The following is a 21,567-nucleotide window of genomic DNA, read 5'->3' on the forward strand; positions in this document are numbered from 1 at the left end:
GCCAACCCTAATGCGCGGGGGCCGTCAAGGTGCCCTATAGTCCCGAGAACAGGGGCAATTGCCGGAACCGGACGCCCGAGGCGGAGAACAGCGCGTTGGCGATAGCCGGGGCGACCACCGCCACCCCGAGCTCGCCCGGGTCGAAGGCCGGCGCGTTGCTGCGAATGAAATCGACCTCGATCTCCGGACAATCGGCCAATAGCGGGAGGTTGAGGTCGGCCAGCCGGTCGACCATTGGCAGCCCGCGCGCGTAGCCGACGCTCGATCCCAGCGAGAGCGAAAGACCGAACACCAAACCGCCTTCGATCTGCTGGCGGGCGAGATCGAGATTTACGATCCGTCCGACGTCGACCGCGGCCGTCAGTTTCGTAACACGCACACCACCTTCGTCGCGGCGAGCCGTGGCGATGCAGGCGATCCGCCCGCCACTCTCGGCTTCCCCCATGCGATGACAGGCGAGGCCTTGCCCGCTGCCATCGTCACCGCCACCCCAGTCGGCAAGGCGAGCGGCCCGCTGCAGGCATTCGACCAGACGGATATCCTGCCCGAGCATCTCGATGCGGAAGGATAGCGGCTCGCGATTGTTGCGGGCGGCCACTTCGTCGATGAAGCTCTCGATCGCAAAGGCCGTATAGCCATGCGCCTGCCCGCGCATCTTTCCGGCGGGCAGCCCGGTCGCGACCGGCACGTGATCCACTGCCACGTTGGGTATGCCATAGGGGGGCATCGCGCCTTCGACCGTCATTGGATCCGGCCCGCCCCCACTCGCCTCGATCGCCGACCAGCTGGTGGCATTGTCGAACAGCCGCGCGCCGAACTCGCGGCCCCATGGCGGGGTGGCGAAACGACTGCGCAAGACCTGTATCGTACCGGTCGGGCCGAGCTTGGCAGTGATCAGTGCCACCGCCGGTGCGCGCGGATATCCGGCGAGTATTTCCTGCCAACGCGACCAGATCAGTTGCACGGGCCGTCCGACCTCGCGCGCAATCAGCGCCGCCTCGATGGCATGGCCGTGCTCCAGCCGCCGGTCGAAACTACCGCCTGCGGGCATCGGATAGAGCACGACATCCTCGGCCGCGAGGCCGATCGCTCTGGCCGCTGCCTCACGCGTGTGCTCGGGGGCCTGGCTGGCGATCCAGAGCTCGAGCCTTCCATCGCGCAGCCATGCGGTCGCGGTTGCCGTCTCAAGCGGCTGGTGTTGCGCAGGCGCGATGTCGTAGCGCAGCGCGAGGTTCGGCTTGCCCATCGCCGCATCGCCTTCGCCGCGCGTCGCGACACGATAGCCCGCGCCTTCGCGCAGCGCTTCGTCGAGTACCTGCTCGATCTCGGCGCTGTCGGCTGGGGTGACAGTCGTGAATCGCGCGCCCATCGCGTCGAGCGCCTTCTCCGCCGCCCAGAAATTGTCTGCCACCGCCGCCAGCCAGCTTTTGCCTTCGATGGCGCTGATGAAGCCAGTCACGCTGCGCGCCTTCCCGACATCGAAACGGCTCAATTCCGACTGGTCCATCGGGCCGTGACGGATCGCGGCGTAGACCATCCCCGGCAGCCGGATATCGCCTGCGAACAGGTGGCTGCCATCGACCTTCGATGGCAAATCCAGTCTTGGATAGGATGTGGCGGCGTCTGCCTCGCCCGCAATCGGTTCTTCGAACGCCGACTCGGCGCGCAGGGGCGCCGGGTCGGGCGGATCGAGCTCTGCCGCTTCCTCGGCCAGTTCGGCAAACCGCAGGCGCTTGTCACCGTGGATCACGAAACCAGATTGCGCCTCGCATTCCTCGACCGGGACATCCCAGCGGCTGGCGGCCGCTTCGTTAAGCATCGCACGAGCAGCCGCGGCCGCTTCGCGGCATGGCTGTTCATAGGCTTCTAGCGACGTGCCTTCGGCGGTCGCCATAAACCGCGTGTGTTCTGCGAAACGGCGGACGACGAGATCGTCCGATTTTGTTTCCACGAAGCCCGGCGTCGCCTCTGGCAGCCACAGGGGCGCCCATTTCGCGGCCAGCGGGACATTGGCATAGGCGCCGTTGGGCGGGGCCGGTTCGACTGCCACCTGTCGCCAGTCCGCCCCCAGCTCGACCGCTATGACTTGCGGCAGCAGGGTCGTTACGCCCTGCCCCATTTCGAGCTGCGGCACCGCAACGGTCACAATCCCGTCGCTGCCGATCTTGAGCCAGGCATTGAAGGCGCTTTCGCCCTCCGCCGGTGCCAGAGGCAAGCCGTAATCGCGCGGCCAGAGCGCCCAGGCGACCAGCAGCCCGCCGCCGACCGCCGCCCCGGCGAGCAATCCGCGGCGGCTGACCAGCACCATCAGCCGTGCTTGCCTTGCTTGAGCCAGTTCGCGAGCTTTTCGGCCACCGCCATGAAAGGCGCTCCCGTCGCGCCATCCTCCGCGGCGGGCGGGTTACCCGCGTCGCTGGCAATGCGAATATCCATGGTGAGGGGGATACGCCCAAGAAAGGGCAATTCCAGCCGCGCGGCGATGCTTTCCACACCGCCCTGCCCGAAGGGGTCGCTGAATTCGCCGCAATGCGGGCATTGATAGCCGCTCATATTCTCGACCAGCCCGATCACCGGTACTCCGGCGGTTTCGAACAATTGCCCGGCGCGCGCCGCGTCGATCAGCGCAAGGTCCTGCGGCGTGGAGACGATCACAGCGCCATCGGGACGGTGCTTCTGGATCATCGTCAGTTGGACGTCGCCTGTGCCCGGTGGCAGGTCGATCAAGATGGTTTCGGCATCGCCCCAGTCGGCCTCGATCAATTCGGTCAGCGCACCGGCCGCCTTGAGCCCGCGCCAGGCCAGTGCCTTGCCCGGCGCGATAAGGTGCCCCATCGACAGCATCGGGATGCCGAGCGTCCCCGCGACGGGCTGGAGGGTGCGGTCGATCGCTTCGGGCTTGGCTTTCTCGCTTGCCAGCAAGGTCGGCTGTGACGGACCGTAGACATCGGCATCGACCACGCCGACCTTGTGGCCCATGCGCTTGAGCGCGACAGCCAGATTGGCGGTGAGCGTGGATTTGCCGACGCCGCCCTTGCCGGAGCCGATCGCGATGAAGCGCCGCTTCACCCGGTCCGCCATCACCGCGATGCGCGCATCGGATACGCCTTCGACTGCTTCGATCGCCTGCTTCGCCGCCTGCTCGAACGAAGCGCGCTCCGCTGCGCCAAGGCCCGTCCCGTCGAGGACGACGCTCACACCGCCGTCCTCAGCCAGCTTCAGAGCCTGGACTCGATAGGCAATATTTTCAGGAAGGGCCGAACGGAGCGCTGTCTCATCCATGACGCTCGCGCTCCTAGCAGCAATTTTGCGCCTGCCACCCCTGTTTTTCTGGGCGGGGCTACCTATAACGAGAAGCATGCAGAGTTTTGACAGGTTCCGTAACCGGATCGGTCTCGCCATGGCTGGCAAGAGTCCCTGGGGATCAGGTGGCGGCAAAGGCAGCAATGACGAAGGGTCCGGCGGCGACGACAGCACCAGCGGCGATGTGCCGTCCTCCGAAGGTTCGAAGGGCCCGCGCAATCCGTGGCTCCCCCCTGGAAAGGACAGGGGCGAACCTCGCCGTTCGGCCAGTATCGAGGATATCTTCAAGAACCGCGGCCCCGAAGGTCCGCGCCGCACCGGCGGCGGCGGCAAGGGGCCGAATTTCCGCCTGCCCGAACGGCCCGGCGGCAAGAGCTGGTTTCCGTTGGCGCTCGGCGGCCTCGCGGCAGTCTGGATTCTCACGACCAGCGTGCACCAGGTGGCCCCGGCAGAGCAGGCGCTCGTTTCGTGGATCGGTGGCAAATATTCCCGGACGATGGATTCGGGCTTCCAGGTTACGCTCCCCTACCCGATCCAGTCGGTGGACAAGGAGAACGTGCAGGAAATCCGCTCCGAGAAAATTCCGGCCGGTGACACGCAGAAGCTGATCCTGACAGGCGATCAGAACCTGGTCGATCTCAGCTATCTTATTCGCTGGAATATCGGCGACCTCGCGCTTTTCCGCTATCGCCTGGCCGACCCCATCGAGACGGTCCGTGAAGCGGCGGAAACCGCGATGCGCCAGTCGGTGGCCGAACTGGAACTGGACACGGTCCTGTCGGGCGAAGGCCGCGCCGAGATCGAGCAGAATGTTCGCGAGCGCATGCAGGCGATCCTCGATGCCTATCAGGCCGGGATCGTGGTGCAGGGTATCGAGATCGACAAGACCGATCCGCCCGAAACCGTGGTCGACGCGTTCAAGGACGTTTCGGCGGCCGAGCAGGATGCGCAGGCCGAATTGAACCGCGCCCGCCGCTATGCCCAGCAGTTGCTCGCCCGCGCACAGGGCGATGCGGCCGCTTTCGACAAGATATACGCTGAATACCGGCTCGCGCCCGATGTGACGCGTCGTCGCCTCTATTACGAGACAATGGAAAGCGTGCTGAGAGAAACCGACAAGACCGTGATCGAGGCCGACGGGGTTACGCCGTATCTGCCGCTCCCCGAAGTTCAGCGCCGCAACCGCGCGTCCCAGGCGGAGGGTCAGTAATCATGGACAGCATCTGGCAGAATTATAAACTCCCGATCATCGCCATTATCGTGCTCGCGATCCTGGCCGCGATGAGCATCGTCTTCGTCGGCGAAGACGAGCAGGCCGTGGTCCTTCAGGGTGGTGAACCGGTCAAGACGATCAACAAGTTCAATCCCGACGAACCCTTCGGTGCGACCAACGCCGGGATCCAGTGGCACTTGCCACTCGTACAGCGTGTCCAGATCGTAGATCGGCGGATCCTGGATCTCGACATGGAACGGCAGCAGGTCCTGACCAGCGACCAGCAGCGCCTGCAGGTCGATGCCTATGCCCGGTTCCGGATCATCGACCCGATCGAAATGGTGCGAAACGCACGGACCGAAGGCAATGTTGCCAACCAGCTGGCACCGATCCTGACGTCGGTCTTGCGGCAGGAACTCGGCCGCCGGACGTTTGCATCGTTGCTGACGGCAGAGCGCGGCAATGCGATGACCAACATTCGCGATATTCTGGACCGGCAGGCGCGCCAGTATGGCGCGCAGGTGCTCGACGTTCGCATCAAGCGGGCCGACCTTCCCGATGGCACCCCGCTCGAAGCCGCTTTCACCCGCATGCAGTCCGACCGGCAGGAAGAGGCCGAGACGATCCGCGCCCAAGGTCGCCGCGACGCGCAGATCATTCGCGCCGAGGCCGAAGGGCAGGCTGCGCGCATCTATGCGACGGCTTATGGCAAGGATCCCGATTTCTACGATTTCTACCGCGCGATGCAGAGCTATCGCACGACATTCCAGAACAGCGAGTCGGAAAGCTCCTTCATCCTGTCGCCGGACAACGAATATCTGAACCAGTTCCGCGGTCGGCGCTGATCGAACCGACTGGGTCGTCGGTCGACGACTACAATTGTCGTTAAACCGCGGTTCAGCGCCCGCGCGCTGAACACGGAAATCGACCCGGACCTGAAACCGGAACACCTTTCGGTGCGTATCTGCACCAGACGAAACGAAAAGGAACGAGAGGACGTGAAACCCGTGCGCTATGCTTATGGCCTGACCTCTGCGCTGCTGGTGGGCGGCGCGACCGTATCCCTCCTGACCGGCCAGCCGGCCGGTGCCCAGGTGGCCCAGAACGACGACCGCGTGATGTCCAATGTCGTGCCGCGTGCCGGTGCGCCGGAAAGCTTCGCCGAACTGACGGAGCAATTGCAGCCCGCCGTGGTCAATATCTCGACCCGGCAGCGGATCGAAGTGCAGAACCGCAACCCCTTCCAGGGCACGCCGTTTGCCGATCTTTTCAACCGCCGGGGCCAGCCGCAGCAGCCCCAGACGCGCGAGGCGCAGTCGCTCGGTTCGGGTTTCTTCATCTCCGCCGACGGCTATGTCGTCACCAACAACCACGTGGTGGCTCCCAACGGACGCGGGACGGTCGAGGAAATCACCGTTACCCTGCCCGACGGGCGCGAATATGCGGCCGAACTGGTCGGGGCCGATGCGGCTTCCGATCTGGCCGTGCTCAAGGTCAGCCGTTCGGAGCCCTTCCCCTTCGTGCGCTTCGGCGACTCCAGCCAGGCCCGCGCTGGCGACTGGGTGATCGCGATCGGCAACCCGTTCGGCCTGGGCGGTACCGTCACCAGCGGCATCGTCTCCGCACAGCTGCGCAACACGGGCGGCGGCGCGTACGACCGCTATATCCAGACCGATGCCAGCATCAACCGAGGCAATTCGGGCGGCCCGCTGTTCGACATGCAGGGCAATGTGATCGGCATCAACAATGCGATCTTCTCGCCATCGGGCGGCAGCGTCGGTATCGGCTTCGCCATCCCGGCGGAAACCGCCGCCCCGATCGTGGCCCAGCTCCAGCGCGGCAACGCTATCGAGCGCGGCTATCTTGGCGTGCAGATCCAGCAGGTCAGCGAAGATGTCGCCGACTCGCTCGGCCTGCCGAAGAACCGCGGCGAGATCGTGCAAACCGTGGTCGATGGCGAGGCCGCCGACCGATCGGGTATTCGCGCGGGCGACGTCGTGCTCAAGATCGATGGCAAGGACGTAACGCCCGATCAGACGCTGTCCTTCCTCATCGCCAACATTTCGCCCGGCACCACCGTGCCGGTGGAGGTGTTCCGCGAAGGCTCGCGCCGCACGCTCAATGTCACGGTGGGCAAGCGCCCGAGCGAAGAGGAACTCCGCCAGTCGCAGATATTCTCGCAGGACGAAGACGAAGATCCCGATGCTGCGCCCGAGATGGACGACAGCGAAATGCTCGCCGACAAGCTCGGTCTTGGTGTCATTCCGGTGACGCCCGAAATCGCGCGCCAGCTCGGTGTCGCGGCCGATACGCGCGGGCTCGCCATCGCCGTGGTCGATCCGAATTCGGACGCCGCGCGCAAGGGCCTGCGCCGCCGGGACATCATCCTGTCGGCGAATTACGAGCCGGTCGAAAGCGTCGAAGATCTCGAGGCGATCGTCCAGCAGGCCGAGGAGGCCGGTCGCAGCTCTGTCCTGCTGCGCTTCCGCCGCGGCGGGCAGACGGCCTTCCGCGCAGTGCGCTTCCGCTAACAGATTGCACCGAGCAAAAAAGAGCCCCGTCGGAGCGATCCGGCGGGGCTTTTTCTATCGGTTCTGCGAATTTGTGCCGGGCGGCGGCTGGGGCCTTTGCGCAGGCTGCCGGGGCGGCGGCGAACGCTGCTCGTTGTCGCCTCCGGTGGCACGTTCGAGAAAGTCGTCGCTGGCCGCCTGCGGAGCGCCATCGCGCGCCGGATCGGGCGGCGGCGTACGGTTGGCCGGGCCAGGCGCTGTTTCGCCTTCGACCGGGAAACCGTCGCCGCGCGGGCCTTCGACCCGTCCCGGTTCGATCAGGTTCCCCTGCTCGTCGATATAATAATAGTCGTCCGGATCGCCGAAATAGAATTCGTCGTCGGGTTCGAGCTGCCATTCCGGCAATTGCAGGTCGGTCTCGAATTTTTCCGGCGGGCGATCCTTCACCGCGAAGCGCATGAAGGCGGCAAAGGCCTGCGCCGGTGCGCGACCTCCCTGCAAACCACCGACGGCCCGGTTGTCGTCGCGGCCCATCCAAACGCCGGTTGTGATGCCGCTGGAGAAGCCGACGAAATAGCCATCCTTGTTGGAGCTGGTCGTGCCGGTCTTGCCGGCCACGGGGCGCCCGATCTGGGCGGCGCGACCGGTGCCGGTGGCGACCGCCGCCTGCAACAGGTCGGTCATACCGGCGGCGACATAATCCGGCACCAGCTTCACCTCGCGCGGCTTCTCGCGCTGATACAGCGTCTCGCCGTCGGAAGTCGTCACCTTGACGATGCCGTAAGGCTCGACGCTCATGCCCTTGGCCGACACCGCAGCGAACGCGCGGGTCATGTCGATCAGACGGACTTCGCTCGATCCCAGCACCATGGCCGGGAAGGTCGAAATCTCTGTAGTGATCCCGAACCGGCGCGCCATCGACGCGACCGTACCGAAGCCGACCTCGTTGCCGAGCTGCGCGGCGACGGTGTTCTTCGAATAGGCAAAAGCGGTCCGCAGGTTCATCTCGCCCGAATAGCCGCCGCCTGAATTGCGCGGGCTCCACCCGTCTATCGTGACCGGTGTATCGACGACGCGATCTTCCGGGGTGTAGCCGGCTTCCAGCGCGGCGAGATAGACGAACAGTTTCCAGGCGGAACCCGGCTGGCGCAGTGCCGTCGTCGCGCGGTTGAAACTCGTCTCGACATAGTCGCTGCCGCCAACGAGCGCGAGAATCGCACCGTCGCGATCCATGCTGACGAGTGCACCCTGCGCCCCGTTCGGCGTATTGGCCTCTATCGAGGTCTGCGCCGCGCGCTGCATGCCGACATCGAGCGTGGTCCAGACCGTGATCGGCTCGAAAGTTTCGGGCAACAGGATATCGAGCTGCGGTAGCGCCCAGTCGGTGAAATAGCGGACGGAGTTCTGTCCCGCTTCCTGCTTGAGATTGACGGCATCGACATCGACCGAAGCCTGGCTTGCGGTAATGCGGCCCTGTTCGCGCATCAGCCGCAGCACGGTCTTGGCCCGTCCGACGGCGGCGTCGACATCGGCAGTCGGCGAATAGCGGCTTGGGGCCTTGACCAGACCTGCGATGATCGCAGCTTCCGCGACGGTAAGCTCGCTGGCGGGATGGCTGAAAAATTTACGGCTCGCGCTGTCGATCCCGTAGGCGCCGCCACCGAAGTAGACCTTGTTGAGATAGAGTTCGAGGATCTGTTCCTTCGAAAACTTCGTTTCCAGTGCCAGCGCGAGCACGCCTTCTCGCAGTTTGCGATCGACCGTGCGATTGGAATTGAGGAAGATATTGCGCGCCAGCTGCTGAGTGATGGTCGACGTCGCCGATATACGCCCATTGCCCGTCGCGGCGGTATAGACCGCTCGCGCGAGTCCGTAGGGATCGACACCGAAATGCGAATAATAGCGACGGTCCTCGACCGAGATCATCGCGTCCTTCATCACTTGCGGAATTTCGTCGTGATCGAGCCACTCGCCGAAGCTGGGGCCGAGCTCGAGGATTTCCGTCCCGTCGCGCGCGCGCACGACGATAGTCTGCGCGTTCTGGGTCGCCTTCAACTGCGAATAGCTGGGAAGCGATCGTGCTGCGAACAGGACGGCGAGACCCACGAACAGCGCGCCGAGGACGGCGATAGCCGTGCCCCAGAGGGCGATGCGGCGCACCCAGCGACCGAAGGTGCCGGGCTGCTTGCCTGCCGCTGCTTTCCTGGCTTTCTGCGCCGCTTGCCGGCGGCTGCCGCGTTTGGCCATCAGTTCCGTACTATCCTGTCACCCGCGCGCTTAGGCCGCGCACCCGTTCCCCTATAACCCATGGACGGCCGAAGGCTAACCGGCAGTGAATGGGCACTGTGGAGGGGTCAGTCAGCCGGACGCGTCGTCATCCTTGGCGAAATCGAGCGCTGCACTGTTAATGCAATAGCGCAAGCCGCCCTGGTCCTGCGGCCCATCGGGAAAGACATGGCCAAGATGCCCGTCGCAATTGGCGCAGGTCACTTCGGTCCGGATCATGCCGTGCGAAACGTCGCGGTGCTCTTCCACAGCCTCGCCCTCGGCTGGCTTGGTGAAGGCGGGCCATCCGCAGCCGCTATTGTATTTGGCATCGCTCTCGAACAGCTTGGCCCCGCATCCGGCGCAGTAATATTCGCCGTCTTCGTAAAATTTGTCGTACTGGCCCGTGAAAGCGCGTTCGGTGCCCTTTTCGCGCAGGACGTGAAACTGCTCGGGAGTGAGCTTTTCGCGCCAGTCACTGTCGGGAGTGGCTTTGGGATCGGTCATGCGGCGTCTCCTTTGCCGGAGATATGGGGAGTGTGATCGTCCGCCTCAAGATAACGGCATGGTCGCGAAGCACGGCGCGAAGCGCCGCAAGGCTGACCGGCCGCCCGCAGCGATTGGGCCGACAGGCCCCTTGAGCGAGGATTTCGCGCGCCGGATGGCGTGCGGAATACAAATCATTCGTCCAGCAGCGCGTAGTGCCTTGGCGGCTGGATCACTTCCATGCGCTCGCTCAGCAGCGGGCCGAAGCTCGGCCTGCTCTTCACCGTCGTGTACCAGCTGTGCGCTTCGGCATGGTCTCGCCAGTCGATCCCGCCGAGATAGTCGGCGACCGAAATCTGCGCCGCAGCGGCAAGATCGGCCAGACTCATCTGCGGACCGCCCAGCCATGGGCGCGTGTCGACCAGGTAATCGATGTAATCCAGGTGCCCGTGCGCCATCTTCATGGCATCGCGGAGCATGCGGCTGTCGGGGGGCTGCCGCAGGATCAGCCGCTTCTTCATCCGCTCGTGCAGCAGCGGCATGGTGACGTCGTGGTAGAAATTTTCGTCGAACAGCGCGACGAGGCGGCGAATCTCGGCCCGGTTCTTGGCCGTGCCGTTGATCATCGGGGCCTTGTCGACCGTCTCTTCGAAATATTCGGCGATCGCGCGGCTATCGGCTAGGGTAATGTCCTTGACTGCATCGCGCACGACCGGCGTGCGCCCGGCGGGGTTCATGTCCCAGAACTCTTCGCCCGCATCCCACGGATCGGTCCGCCAGATTTCATAGCCGATCCCCTTCTCGCTCATCAGCAAGCGGATCTTGCGGCTGAAGGGACAGAGGGGGAAGCAATAGACGCGCCACATGGAAAGTGTTGTGCCGCAAGCGGCGCGCAGCGTCTATATGCTGTGGCGCGTTATCGGACGGAAATTGCGCTCTCATCGACGGCTTGCTCGAACTGGCGCGCCATGTCGCGCAGCGCCGGAAGAAGTGTGGTGAACGCGTCGCCCATGCCGGCCATACGGTCCATCGCGCGAGGCAATTCGCTCTCGATCGCGTCCGGCAGGCGCTCGGCCTCAGGAGCAATGTCGCGCAGTTCGGCATCGGGATCGACGTCGTAGACCGGCTCACCCGTCGCTTGCTCCATCGCTTCGACGAAGGGGGCAATCTTCAGGTTGAGCAGCACTTGCGACAAGGCGCCGAGCGTATCGGCGGCCTGCGCCTGCAACATCGGATCGCGTAGAGTATCGCTGAGCACACCGATCTTTTCCTCGGCCGAGCGATCGTCGATATCGACGACGAAATCCTGGGCCAGAGCGGGGGCGGGCAATGCCAGCATGGTGGCAGCTCCCAAGACAAACAGGCGACGCATAGGCTTTCCTTCGAATCGGAATTTCGAATGCGCGAAGAATAGTTCAGCTTTAATGAGCTTAATCTGAACGGACGATCACAGGCCCGATGTGTCGAGCAGCAGCAGGCAGGCGGGCATGGTCGCTTCAAGCGCGCCCTCTTCCCTGAGGCTGCGCGCTTCGGTTTGGAGCACTTGTGCAACCTGGCCGCGGCTGCGCCCGGTTTCGTCCATGATCCGCGCAGAACTGACGACGAAAAATTCGCGCCCGCGTGTGCCGAGAACGGGATAGGGCGCCATACGGGGATCGCCGCGTGCTTGCCCTTCGGCAAGGATTGCGAAGGCTGCAGAGCAACGGATCGCGGTCTGTTGCTCGAGCGAGAGCGCCGCCGGGGCAGGTGCGGACTGCAGCGCGAGGATAAGCGAAGCGATAAGCATGGCTCGCCCCTATAGCGGCCAAGCTGAACCAATGCTGCCCCTTTACGGCGCTCCCGGCACACCCCAAGGGTCTGCACAAGCGAATCTACCTGGAGAGGCCCCCATGTCCGAATATCCCCAACTCAACCTCCTGATCGGTGGCGAGGCGATCGCGAACGGTCGCGATATGATCGACGTGATCGACCCGGCCACCGGCGAAGCGTTCGCGGCGCTTCCCAAGGCGACCAGCGACGATCTCGACGCGGCGCTCGATCACGCCAAGGCAGGGTTCGCAAGCTGGCGGGCGACAGGTGCCGACAAGCGCGAAGCGATCCTGCGCAAGGCCGCGAGCCTGATCCGCGAGCGCGCGCAAAATATCGGCGCGTCGATCACCCGCGAACAGGGCAAGCCGGTTAAGGAAGCGGTCGGCGAGACGATCTACTGCGCCATGCTGCTCGAATTCTACGCCGGCGAGTGCAAGCGCAATTACGGCAAGACGCTGGTTCGCCCCGACGGCCAGCGGGTCGAAGTGCGGCACGAGCCGGTCGGCCCGGTGGCAGGCTTCGCCGCATGGAACTTCCCGGCCTTGAACGTGATGCGCAAGATCGGTGGACCGCTGGCGGCGGGCTGCTCGGTGATCGTCAAGCCGAGCGAGGAGACCCCGGCAGGCGGCCTCGCCATGGTGCAGGCGATGCTCGATGCGGGCGTGCCGGTTGAGGCGTGCCAGGCCGTGTTCGGCAAGCCGTCGGACATTTCCGAACACCTGCTCGCCAGTCCGATCATTCGCAAGATGACCTTCACCGGATCGACAGCGGTCGGCAAGCACTTGGCCAAGCTGGCGGCGGAGAACCTGCAGCGCACGACGCTGGAGCTGGGCGGTCATGGCCCGGTGCTGGTTTTCAACGATGCCGATATCGATGCCGCGCTCGACACCATGGCGGGCAACAAGTTCCGCAATGCCGGGCAGGTCTGCGTCAGCCCGACGCGCTTCCTAGTCGAGGAAGACGTGTTCGAGAAATTCCGCGACGGCTTCGTCGAACGCGCCGAGAAAGTGAAAGTCGGCAGCGGCTTCGACAAGGACACCGACATGGGTCCGATGGCCAGCGCGCGCGGCCCGGACGGGATCCAGTCCAAGATCGCCGATGCGAAGGAACACGGCGCCAAGCTCCTCACCGGCGGCGAGCGGATCGGCAACCAGGGCTTCTTCCACCAGCCGACCGTGCTGAGCGAAGTGCCGACCAATGCCGAAATCATGAACGAGGAACCGTTCGGCCCGGTCGCGATCATCAATCCGATGCCCAGCTACAATGCGATGGTGGAGGAAGCCAACCGGCTACCCTATGGCCTCGCCGCCTATGCGTGGACGCAGGATAGCAAACGCCGGATGTCGCTGGCGAGCGAGATCGAAGCGGGGATGCTGGCGATCAACGGCGGCACCGTCAGCGCAGCGGATGCGCCCTTCGGCGGGGTCAAATGGTCGGGCTACGGCCTCGAAGACGGAGCCGAAGGCGTCAGCGCTTGCATGGTCAGCAAGACCGTGCATGAGAGCGCGTAACAGTATTGTCCGTTCGCCCTGAGCCTGTCGAAGGGCTGTACTTTCTTCTGGTGCATTGCATGCCAAAAAGAAGAGCAGGGCTTCGACAGGCTCAGCCCGAACTGATTTTTGGGAGATAGGCAAATATGAAAACCCGCGCTGCCGTCGCCTTTGAAGCCAAGAGGCCGCTCGAGATCGTCGAGCTCGACCTTGAAGGCCCCAAGGCCGGCGAAGTTCTGGTCGAGATCATGGCGACCGGCATCTGCCACACCGATGCCTACACGCTCGACGGGCTTGACAGCGAAGGAATTTTCCCGAGCATTCTCGGCCACGAAGGCTGCGGCGTGGTGCGCGAAGTCGGTGCGGGCGTGACCTCGGTCAAGCCGGGCGATCACGTGATCCCGCTTTACACGCCCGAATGTCGCCAGTGCAAAATGTGCCTTTCGGGCAAGACCAACCTGTGCAGCGCGATCCGCGCGACGCAGGGGCAAGGCCTGATGCCCGACGGCACCAGCCGCTTCAGCTACAAGGGAGAGACGATCTACCACTACATGGGTTGCTCGACCTTCTCGAACTTTACTGTGCTTCCGGAAATTGCCGTTGCCAAGATCCGCGAAGACGCGCCGTTCGACACCACCTGCTATGTCGGCTGCGGCGTGACGACGGGCGTTGGTGCGGTGACCAATACCGCCAAGGTCCAGCCGGGCGATAATGTCGTCGTTTTCGGCCTCGGCGGGATCGGGCTGAACGTGATCCAGGGCGCGAAGCTCGCGGGTGCAGACCGCATCGTCGGCGTCGATATCAACCCTTCGAAAGAGGAATGGGGCCGCAAGTTCGGGATGACCGATTTCGTCAATCCGAAGGAAACCTCAAACGTAGTTGAACACCTCGTCGAGATGCTCGACGGCGGGGCCGACTACAGCTTCGACTGCACCGGCAATACCGACGTGATGCGCGATGCGCTGGAATGCTGCCACAAGGGCTGGGGCACCAGCATCATCATCGGCGTGGCCGAAGCGGGCAAGGAAATCGCCACCCGCCCGTTCCAGCTCGTGACGGGCCGCAATTGGCGCGGCACCGCGTTCGGCGGAGCCAAGGGGCGCACCGATGTGCCGAAGATCGTCGACTGGTACATGACCGGAAAGATCGAAATCGACCCGATGATCACGCACCGATTGAGCCTCGACGAGATCAACAAAGGCTTCGACCTGATGCATGCGGGTGAGAGCATTCGCGCCGTAGTAGTCTATTGATGGCGGGCGCTGCCCCCACCAAAGTCGTGCTCGGTGAAAAGTTTGCCGCCTTCAGCGAGCAGTGGTCCCCCAAGATCGTCGCCCGTTTCAACGGCAACGAAGTGCGGTTGTGCAAACTCGAAGGCGACTTTCACTGGCACCAGCACGACGAGACCGACGAGATGTTTCTTGTCGTGGAAGGCGAACTGGAGATCGACTTCGTCGACCGGACCGAAACGCTCAAGGCAGGCGAAATGATTGTCGTCCCGCGCGGCACGGAACATCGCCCCCGCGCCCCACGCGGCGAAGCCAAGGTGTTCGTGATGGATGCCGCTGATACACCCAACACAGGCAATAAAGCGACCGCCACCAAGGCCGTCGATCTGTAGGAGAGAAAGATCCATGTTCAGCCATGTCATGATCGGAGCGGATGATCTCGATGCCGCCAAGACTTTCTACGATGCCTGTTTCAAGGCCCTCGGTGGCCGCGAAGGCAGCGTCGATCCGGGCGGCCGGGTGATGTACCTGCACAAGGGCAATATCTTCATGGTCACCAAGCCGATCGACGGCCAGCCCGCCAGCTGCGGCAACGGCTTCACGCTCGGCTTTGCGGCAGAAAGCGAGGAGCAGGCCGATGCCTGGCACGAGGCCGGTCTCGCCCATGGCGGCACCGCGATCGAAGACCCGCCGGGCATTCGCGAGGGCGCAGGGATGAAGCTCTACCTCGCGTACCTACGCGATCCCGCCGGCAACAAGGTCTGCGCGATGTACCGGCCTTCCTGATCGTTCGCGGTCGGCTCGCTGCGCTCGCGCCTCCACGGGGGCGGCGCAGGGGCGCCGGCGACCGGTCGGTCGCTGGGTTCGGACTGGGCCGAACCGTATCATTGCTTTGTCGAATTCAGTCTAAAGGAGAGGATCTATGCTCAATCACGTAATGATCGGTTGCACCGATGTCGAGAAAACGAAGAAGTTCTACAACGCCGTGCTGGGCGTGCTCGGGGCGGGCGAACCGTTCGAGCATGTCAACGATACCGGCCAGACCCGGCTGTTCTGGAACCACAATGGCGACACGTTCAGCGTCAGCCAGCCGATCAACGGCGAGCCGGTCACGACCGCGAATGGCTCGACCATCGGTTTCAAATGCGATTCGCCCGAGCAGGTCGTGGAGTTGCACGATGTCGCCGTAGCCAATGGCGGCACCAGCATCGAAGACCCGCCCGGCCCGCGCGAGGGCAGCATGGGGGTGATGCACCTCAGCTATTTCACCGATCCGGACGGCCACAAGATCTGCGGCATCCACCGCCCGGGCTGACACCGAATGCGCGGCGAGCAAGGCCTCTATGCGGACCTCGCCGCGCTTTCGATTGCCCATGAGGTGCACGAGCACTCGGCAGTCTTCACCGTCGAGGAAAGCCGCGCCATCAAGGCCGCGATCCCCGGCGCGCATACGAAGAACCTGTTCCTGAAGGATGCGGGTGGTGCCTTCCGGCTGGTCACCGTGCGCGCCGAGATCCGGGTCGATTTGAAGGGGCTTCCGGCCCTGCTTACCTCGAAGCGATTTAGCTTTGGCAAAGCGGAGGCCATGGAGCGCTTGATCGGTGTGACACCCGGTTCGGTTACCCCGCTGGCGATGATCAATGCGGAGCCGGGTTCGGTGCACTTCGCGCTGGACGCGGCGCTGGCAGAGGCGGAGCGGATCAACGTGCACCCCTTGCGAAATACCGCAACGCTGGGGCTGGCACCGGGTGATCTGATGCGACTGATGGGGGAGTGGGGGCATGAGGTGACGGTGATAAATACCCCCACCACCTAACTCCGTTCGCCCTGAGCTTGTCGAAGGGCTGTACTTTTTTTGGTGCGGTGCCGGAAAGAAGAAGAACAGGGCTTCGACAAGCTCAGCCCGAACGGGTAGTTGAGTTGGGTATGAAACTCGAAACCTTGAGCGAAAATCGCAGCCACGGCGGCGTGCAGGGCGTCTATTCTCATCATTCCGAAGTGATCGGCACCGAGATGACATTTTCGGTCTATCTCCCGCCACACAGCGAAGGCGAGACATTGCCTGTGCTGTGGTATCTCTCCGGCCTCACCTGCACCCATGCCAATGTCACCGAGAAGGGCGAGTTCCGCGCAGCATGCGCCGAGCATGGCATCGCCTTCATCGCCCCCGACACCTCCCCGCGCGGCGAAGATGTGCCCGACGCGGAGGAGGAATACGATTTCGGCAAGGGCGCGGGGTTCTACGTCGATGCGACCGAGGAGCCATGGCGCAAGCACTACCGCATGCGCAGCTATATCGAGCGCGAACTGCCCGAATTGGTCGCTGCCAACTTCCCGCTCGAAATGAGCCGTCAGTCGATCACCGGCCATTCGATGGGCGGCCACGGCGCACTAAGCATCGGCTTGCGCAATCCCGACCACTTCCGCTCAATCAGCGCCTTCAGTCCCATCGTCGCACCCAGCCAGGTGCCCTGGGGCGAGAAGGCGCTGGGCCGCTATCTGGGCGATGATCGGTCAAGCTGGCGCGAATACGACGCCGTCGCGCTGATCGAAGACGGCACACGGCACGATCACATCCTCGTTGACCAGGGCACCGCGGACGATTTTCTCGAAGACCAGCTTAAGACCAGCCTGCTTTCCCTCGCCTGCGCCAAGGCCGGAATGGAACCGACAATCCGCATGCAGGAAGGCTATGACCACTCCTATTATTTCATCTCAACCTTCATGGCCGAGCACGTCGCGTGGCATGCGGAGAGGTTGAAGGCCTAGCGGCTAACCTCGAACAGCGCATATTCCGCGCGCCAGTTGGCGCCGCCGCCACCGATTTCGCGCTCGCGCGTGAAATACCAGCGGTCTTCGATCCTGACGCCGAGCTGTGCGGCGAGTTCCTCGAAGTCTTTCACCGTGACGTGGTGGATGTTTTGCGTTTCGTACCACGTCACCGGCAGGTGGCGCGTCACCGGCATCCGGCCGCGACGCATGAGCGCCCAGCGCATCCGCCAGTAAGCGAAATTGGGGAAGCTGACGAAGGCGCGGCGGCCGACGCGGAGCAATTCGGCCAGCATATGGTCGGGTCGGGCGGCGGTCTGAAGGGTCTGGCTGAGGATCGCGTAGTCGAATGCGCTGTCGGGATAGAATTCCAGGTCGCGGTCGGCATCGCCCTGCACCACGCTGAGCCCCTGCGCCACGCAGCGTTCGACGCAGGCGCCGTCGATCTCGATCCCGCGCGCGTCGACCTGTTTCTCGTCGCGCAGCGCCGCCATCAGCGTGCCGTCGCCGCAACCGATATCGAGCGCGCGGCTGCCCGGCTCGATCCGCTCGAGGATGGTCGCGAGGTCGGGGCGCAGGGCAGGCCGCTCAGCCATCGAGGAAGCCTTTCACCACCCGGTCGAGCGCGGGAACGTCGAGCAGGAAGCTGTCGTGACCGAAGGGGGCGGAAAGCTCGACGAAGCTGACAGGCGCGCCCGCCGCATTGAGCGCGTGCACCACATGGCGGCTTTCCGCCGTGGGATAGAGCCAGTCGCTGTCGAAGCTGACGAGGCAGAATCGCGCAGGCGTGCCGGCGAATGCCTTGGCGAGCGTGCCGCCGTGCTCTTCGGCGATGTCGAAATAGTCCATCGCGCGGGTGATGTAGAGGTAGCTGTTGGCATCGAACCGGCGGGTGAAGCCGCTGCCCTGATAGCGAAGGTAGCTCTCGACCTGGAAATCCGCATCGAACCCGAAGGTCTTGGCATCGCGATCCTGCAACCGCCGCCCGAATTTCTCTGTCAGCCCTTCTTCGGAAAGATAGGTGATGTGCGCCGCCATCCGCGCAACCGCGAGACCGGCATCGGGCGCTGATTCCTCGCCATAATAGTCACCGCCGCACCAGTGAGGATCGGCCATGATCGCCTGCCGCCCGACTTCGTGGAAGGCGATGTTCTGCGCCGAATGCCGTGCGGTGGTCGCGATCGCCAGCACCCGTCCGGCCCGATCCGGCCAATTGGCAGCAAGGCTCAGCGCCTGCATCCCGCCCATCGATCCGCCGACGACGGTGTGCAGCTGCGCGATACCCATCGCATCGAGCATAGCCACCAATCCGCGCACCATGTCGCGGATCGTGATGACGGGAAAGCGCATGGCATAGGGCTCGCCGTCGGACGCGGGGCTTTGCGGGCCCGTCGAACCGAGGCAGCTACCGATGACGTTGGCGCAGATGACGTGGAAGCGGTCGGTATCGATCGGCTTGCCCGGCCCCACCATCCGCTCCCACCAGCCGGGCTTGCCGGTGATCGGGTGGGTGCTGGCGACATACTGGTCGCCGGTCAGCGCATGGCAGATCAGGATCGCGTTGCTCTTGTCCGCATTCAGGGTGCCATAGGTCTCGTAGGCCATCTCGACGCACGCGAGCGCCTGCCCGCTGTCGAGCGGCAGGGGGTTCGGAAGGGTCAGGCTGGTGTGCGGGTTGCTCAAACGAGACCTTTGGCCACAAGAAAGAACAGTGCTTCGACAAGCTCAGCACGAACGGGTTTGGAGCAAACCCCTCTATCCGTTCGCCCTGAGCTTGTCGAAGGGCTGTATTTCTTTATGGGCTGAAACCCGCAATGTCAGACACGCGCCCTCAGATAAAAACTTGGATCGAAGGTATTCACGCCTATGTGCCCGGCAAGGCGACCGGCGCGCAGGGGCAGGCGCTGATCAAGCTGTCGGCCAACGAAAATCCGCTGGGATGTTCGCCGAAGGCGCTCGAAGCACTCGACGCGCCCGGCAATCCGGCGACCTATCCCGATCCCGATGCCAAGGCGCTGCGCGCGAAACTGGCCGAGGTTCACGGGCTCGATGCCGGGCGGATCGTCTGCGGGACCGGGTCCGATGAATTGCTCAACCTTGCCGCGCAGGCCTTTGCGGGGCCGGGCGACGAAGTGCTGTTCAGCACCTACAGCTTCTCGGTTTACGACATCGCGGCGCGGCGCTGCGGGGCGACGCCGGTCGAGGCGCCTGATGCCGACTACGCCGCCGACGTCGATGCGCTGCTGGCGGCGGTCACGGACAAGACGCGCGTAGTCTTCGTCGCCAATCCCAACAATCCGACCGGCAGCTTCCTGCCCCGCGACGAGATTGCAAGGCTTCACGCGGGCTTGCCGCAAGATGTGCTGTTCGTGCTCGATCAGGCTTATGCCGAATATTTGACACCGGAGGAGGACGATGGCGGCTTCGCCCTCGCCGCCGCACATGAGAACGTGCTCGTTACGCGCACTTTCTCCAAGGCTTACGGCTTGGCCGGCGAGCGGATCGGCTGGGCCACCGGCGCGCCGCATTTCATCGATGCGCTCAACCGCGTCCGCGGGCCATTCAATGTCACCAACAGCGGTCAGGCGGCAGCGCTGGCAGGCGTCGATGACCAGAATTTCATCGACCGGACGCGCGACCACAACACCCGCGAACTGACGCGCTTCACCGACGCCATGGCCGCGCTCGGCAATCACGGCATCCGCCCGCTGCCCAGCAAAGCCAATTTCGCGCTGGTCCTGTTCGAAGGGACACTCGCGGCAGAGACGGCGCTGAGCGCGCTTGCAGATGCAGGCTACGCCGTGCGGCACTTACCGGGCCAGGGCCTGCCGCATGGGCTGCGGATCACCATCGGCACCGCCGAGGACATGGACCGCATCGCGCGAACCATCGCCGAGGCGGCCGAGGCAGCACAATGACGATCCGCCGCGTTGCCATCATCGGCCTTGGCCTCTTGGGCGGTTCGCTCAGCCTCGCCCTGCGCGAGAAGCTGCCCGGAATCGCGACGACCGGCTACGATCGTGATCCGGCAACGCGCACACGTGCTGCCGAACGCGGGCTCGTCGGCACCGTTTACGATACGGCTGGCGAAGCTGTCTCCGGCTGCGAACTTGTGGTGCTGTGTGTGCCGGTCGGCGCCATTGGCGAAGCTGCGCGAGACATCGCTGATGTCTTGCCTTCCCATGCCATCGTCAGCGATGTCGGCTCGTCCAAGCGCTCGGTACAAAAGGCGCTTGCCGAAGCCTTGCCGAGCCACACCTGCGTTCCCGCTCACCCCGTTGCGGGGACCGAGCAAAGCGGCCCGGATGCAGGGTTCGCCACGCTGTTCGACGGGCGCTGGTGCATCCTCACGCCGCCCGACGGCGCGCCCCAGCAGGCAATCGATGACCTGACAGCGCTGTGGCAAGCACTCGGTGCCAAGGTGGAAATCATGGATGCCGAGCATCACGATCTGGTGCTCGCCGTCACCAGCCATATCCCGCACCTCATCGCCTACACCATCGTCGGCACTGCCTCCGACATGGAGGACGTCACCCGCAGCGAAGTTATCAAATATTCCGCCGGCGGCTTTCGCGATTTCACCCGCATCGCCGCGAGCGACCCGGTGATGTGGCGCGACGTGTTCCTCAACAATCGCGACGCGGTGCTGGAGATGCTGGGGCGCTTTACCGAGGACCTGACCGCGCTCCAGCGGGCGATCCGGTCGGGCGATGGCGAGACGCTGCACGAGCTTTTCAGCCGCACCCGCGACATCCGCCGTTCGATCATCGACGAAGGGCAGGATGATGCTTCGCCCGATTTCGGGCGCGATCACTAGCGATTCAGAGCGTTGATTGCATCGAGCGTTCGCTGCTCGATTTCCTGTCGCGGCAGGCCGGGCGGGATCGGTTCTCCGAAACGGTAAGTGATCGTCCCCGGGCGTTTCCAGCGTCGGTGATAGAGCGGACCGCTGTTCACCGCGACGGGAACTACCGGCAGCTTCACCATCTTGTAAATGCCGGAGAAGCCCGATTGCAGCTTGCGCCGCTCGCCATGCGGCACGCGGGTCCCCTCTGGGAAGATTACCAACGGACGGCCTTCCTCGGCCTTCTGCCGTGCCTCGCGCATGATCTGCATCAGCGCCCTGGCGCCTTGATCGCGGGCGACGGGGACCAGCCCATACTTACGCGCAAGATACCCCCATACCGGGATGCGAAACAGTTCACGCTTGGCAAAGACCACGGGCACGGAAAACATCTGCGGCGCATCGAGCGCTTCGAAGAAACTCTCGTGCTTGATGGCATAGAGCGCAGGTCTGTCGATCGGTCCGCCTTCAACCTTCACTCCAATATGCAGGAACAGGTGCATGCAGTCGCGATGATAGCCGCCCCAGCCCTTCACGATCCGGCGGAACAGCGTCTTGTCGAACAGGAACAGCGCCAGCGCGGCGATCACGTAGAACGTGCTGCCGATATAATAGGCGATGTAGAAGCAGATGTTGCGCAGAATAATCATCG

The 21,567-nt window shown here is 64.1% G+C and carries 22 protein-coding genes; 12 read left to right on the top strand and 10 right to left on the bottom strand.

Features of this window, described 5'->3' with window-relative positions; genetic code table 11:
• Positions 1 to 34: 34 nt before the first annotated feature.
• Positions 35 to 2,308 carry a xanthine dehydrogenase family protein molybdopterin-binding subunit gene (locus tag EL2594_RS11135; protein WP_011415179.1) on the bottom strand — a complete coding sequence of 758 codons (2,274 nt, stop codon included), beginning with the start codon at positions 2,306 to 2,308 and terminating at the stop codon, positions 35 to 37.
• Positions 2,308 to 3,279, bottom strand: coding sequence for an Mrp/NBP35 family ATP-binding protein (locus EL2594_RS11140; protein ID WP_011415180.1), 972 nt, complete (start codon positions 3,277 to 3,279; stop codon positions 2,308 to 2,310). Before EL2594_RS11140 ends, EL2594_RS11135 begins: the two co-directional genes overlap by 1 nt.
• 118 nt (positions 3,280 to 3,397) lie before the next feature.
• Here EL2594_RS11140 and hflK point away from each other — a divergent pair, with 118 nt between their 5' ends.
• From hflK to EL2594_RS11155, 3 genes are all read left to right on the top strand, one after another.
• On the top strand, positions 3,398 to 4,510 hold the full coding sequence (gene hflK, locus EL2594_RS11145) for a protease modulator HflK (RefSeq protein WP_011415181.1): 1,113 nt from the start codon (positions 3,398 to 3,400) through the stop codon (positions 4,508 to 4,510).
• A gap of 2 nt (positions 4,511 to 4,512) precedes the next feature.
• Entirely contained in the window at positions 4,513 to 5,358 is an 846-nt protein-coding gene (hflC, locus tag EL2594_RS11150; protein ID WP_011415182.1) for a protease modulator HflC, read from the top strand.
• A 153-nt stretch (positions 5,359 to 5,511) separates the two neighbouring features.
• The gene (locus tag EL2594_RS11155; RefSeq protein ID WP_011415183.1) at positions 5,512 to 7,044 is read left to right on the top strand and encodes a Do family serine endopeptidase; all 1,533 of its coding nucleotides are present in this window, start codon (positions 5,512 to 5,514) and stop codon (positions 7,042 to 7,044) included.
• A gap of 54 nt (positions 7,045 to 7,098) precedes the next feature.
• Here EL2594_RS11155 and EL2594_RS11160 read toward each other — a convergent pair whose 3' ends face one another.
• The 5 genes from EL2594_RS11160 to EL2594_RS11180 all read right to left on the bottom strand — a co-directional run bounded on the left by EL2594_RS11160 (position 7,099) and on the right by EL2594_RS11180 (position 11,560).
• Positions 7,099 to 9,270: a transglycosylase domain-containing protein gene (locus tag EL2594_RS11160; protein WP_011415184.1), complete on the bottom strand. Its 2,172-nt coding sequence runs from the start codon at positions 9,268 to 9,270 to the stop codon at positions 7,099 to 7,101.
• Positions 9,271 to 9,381: 111 nt separating this feature from the next.
• Complete coding sequence (gene msrB, locus EL2594_RS11165) at positions 9,382 to 9,795, bottom strand: peptide-methionine (R)-S-oxide reductase MsrB (RefSeq protein WP_011415185.1); 414 nt, start codon at positions 9,793 to 9,795, stop codon at positions 9,382 to 9,384.
• Positions 9,796 to 9,968: 173 nt separating this feature from the next.
• Positions 9,969 to 10,640: a glutathione S-transferase family protein gene (locus tag EL2594_RS11170; RefSeq protein WP_011415186.1), complete on the bottom strand. Its 672-nt coding sequence runs from the start codon at positions 10,638 to 10,640 to the stop codon at positions 9,969 to 9,971.
• 50 nt (positions 10,641 to 10,690) lie between these two features.
• Entirely contained in the window at positions 10,691 to 11,146 is a 456-nt protein-coding gene (locus EL2594_RS11175) for a hypothetical protein (protein WP_011415187.1), read from the bottom strand.
• A 75-nt stretch (positions 11,147 to 11,221) separates the two neighbouring features.
• A complete protein-coding gene (locus tag EL2594_RS11180) occupies positions 11,222 to 11,560 on the bottom strand; it encodes a hypothetical protein (protein WP_011415188.1) in 339 nt (112 codons plus the stop codon).
• 103 nt (positions 11,561 to 11,663) lie between these two features.
• Here EL2594_RS11180 and EL2594_RS11185 point away from each other — a divergent pair, with 103 nt between their 5' ends.
• The 7 genes from EL2594_RS11185 to fghA all read left to right on the top strand — a co-directional run bounded on the left by EL2594_RS11185 (position 11,664) and on the right by fghA (position 17,071).
• Positions 11,664 to 13,094 (top strand): NAD-dependent succinate-semialdehyde dehydrogenase, encoded by a 1,431-nt coding sequence (locus EL2594_RS11185; RefSeq protein WP_011415189.1) that lies wholly within the window; start codon positions 11,664 to 11,666, stop codon positions 13,092 to 13,094.
• 125 nt (positions 13,095 to 13,219) lie between these two features.
• The gene (locus tag EL2594_RS11190; RefSeq protein WP_011415190.1) at positions 13,220 to 14,326 is read left to right on the top strand and encodes an S-(hydroxymethyl)glutathione dehydrogenase/class III alcohol dehydrogenase; all 1,107 of its coding nucleotides are present in this window, start codon (positions 13,220 to 13,222) and stop codon (positions 14,324 to 14,326) included.
• Positions 14,326 to 14,694, top strand: coding sequence for a cupin domain-containing protein (locus tag EL2594_RS11195; protein WP_011415191.1), 369 nt, complete (start codon positions 14,326 to 14,328; stop codon positions 14,692 to 14,694). Before EL2594_RS11190 ends, EL2594_RS11195 begins: the two co-directional genes overlap by 1 nt.
• A 13-nt stretch (positions 14,695 to 14,707) precedes the next feature.
• Positions 14,708 to 15,088: a VOC family protein gene (locus tag EL2594_RS11200; RefSeq protein WP_011415192.1), complete on the top strand. Its 381-nt coding sequence runs from the start codon at positions 14,708 to 14,710 to the stop codon at positions 15,086 to 15,088.
• Positions 15,089 to 15,224: 136 nt separating this feature from the next.
• Positions 15,225 to 15,617: a VOC family protein gene (locus EL2594_RS11205; RefSeq protein WP_041685295.1), complete on the top strand. Its 393-nt coding sequence runs from the start codon at positions 15,225 to 15,227 to the stop codon at positions 15,615 to 15,617.
• Positions 15,618 to 15,623: 6 nt separating this feature from the next.
• A complete protein-coding gene (locus tag EL2594_RS11210) occupies positions 15,624 to 16,118 on the top strand; it encodes a prolyl-tRNA synthetase associated domain-containing protein (protein WP_011415194.1) in 495 nt (164 codons plus the stop codon).
• A gap of 110 nt (positions 16,119 to 16,228) precedes the next feature.
• Positions 16,229 to 17,071, top strand: a complete 843-nt coding sequence (fghA, locus tag EL2594_RS11215; protein WP_011415195.1) for an S-formylglutathione hydrolase — start codon at positions 16,229 to 16,231, stop codon at positions 17,069 to 17,071.
• On the opposite strand, the gene metW is transcribed toward fghA, so the two are convergent.
• Together metW and metX are read right to left on the bottom strand one after the other, a co-directional pair.
• On the bottom strand, positions 17,068 to 17,667 hold the full coding sequence (gene metW, locus EL2594_RS11220; RefSeq protein WP_011415196.1) for a methionine biosynthesis protein MetW: 600 nt from the start codon (positions 17,665 to 17,667) through the stop codon (positions 17,068 to 17,070). The two genes, fghA and metW, sit on opposite strands and share 4 nt — an antisense overlap.
• Complete coding sequence (gene metX, locus EL2594_RS11225) at positions 17,660 to 18,754, bottom strand: homoserine O-acetyltransferase MetX (protein WP_011415197.1); 1,095 nt, start codon at positions 18,752 to 18,754, stop codon at positions 17,660 to 17,662. Before metX ends, metW begins: the two co-directional genes overlap by 8 nt.
• 131 nt (positions 18,755 to 18,885) lie before the next feature.
• Between metX and hisC the strand changes: the two genes are divergently transcribed.
• Positions 18,886 to 19,989 (top strand): histidinol-phosphate transaminase, encoded by a 1,104-nt coding sequence (gene hisC, locus EL2594_RS11230; protein WP_011415198.1) that lies wholly within the window; start codon positions 18,886 to 18,888, stop codon positions 19,987 to 19,989.
• Complete coding sequence (locus tag EL2594_RS11235) at positions 19,986 to 20,888, top strand: prephenate/arogenate dehydrogenase family protein (RefSeq protein ID WP_011415199.1); 903 nt, start codon at positions 19,986 to 19,988, stop codon at positions 20,886 to 20,888. The genes hisC and EL2594_RS11235 overlap by 4 nt, the downstream gene beginning before the upstream one ends.
• Here the strand turns inward: EL2594_RS11235 and EL2594_RS11240 are convergent.
• Positions 20,885 to 21,565 carry a lysophospholipid acyltransferase family protein gene (locus EL2594_RS11240; protein WP_011415200.1) on the bottom strand — a complete coding sequence of 227 codons (681 nt, stop codon included), beginning with the start codon at positions 21,563 to 21,565 and terminating at the stop codon, positions 20,885 to 20,887. The two genes, EL2594_RS11235 and EL2594_RS11240, sit on opposite strands and share 4 nt — an antisense overlap.
• Positions 21,566 to 21,567: the final 2 nt, after the last annotated feature.

The sequence above is a fragment of the Erythrobacter litoralis HTCC2594 genome, assembly GCF_000013005.1.
Lineage (GTDB): Bacteria > Pseudomonadota > Alphaproteobacteria > Sphingomonadales > Sphingomonadaceae > Parerythrobacter > Parerythrobacter litoralis_A.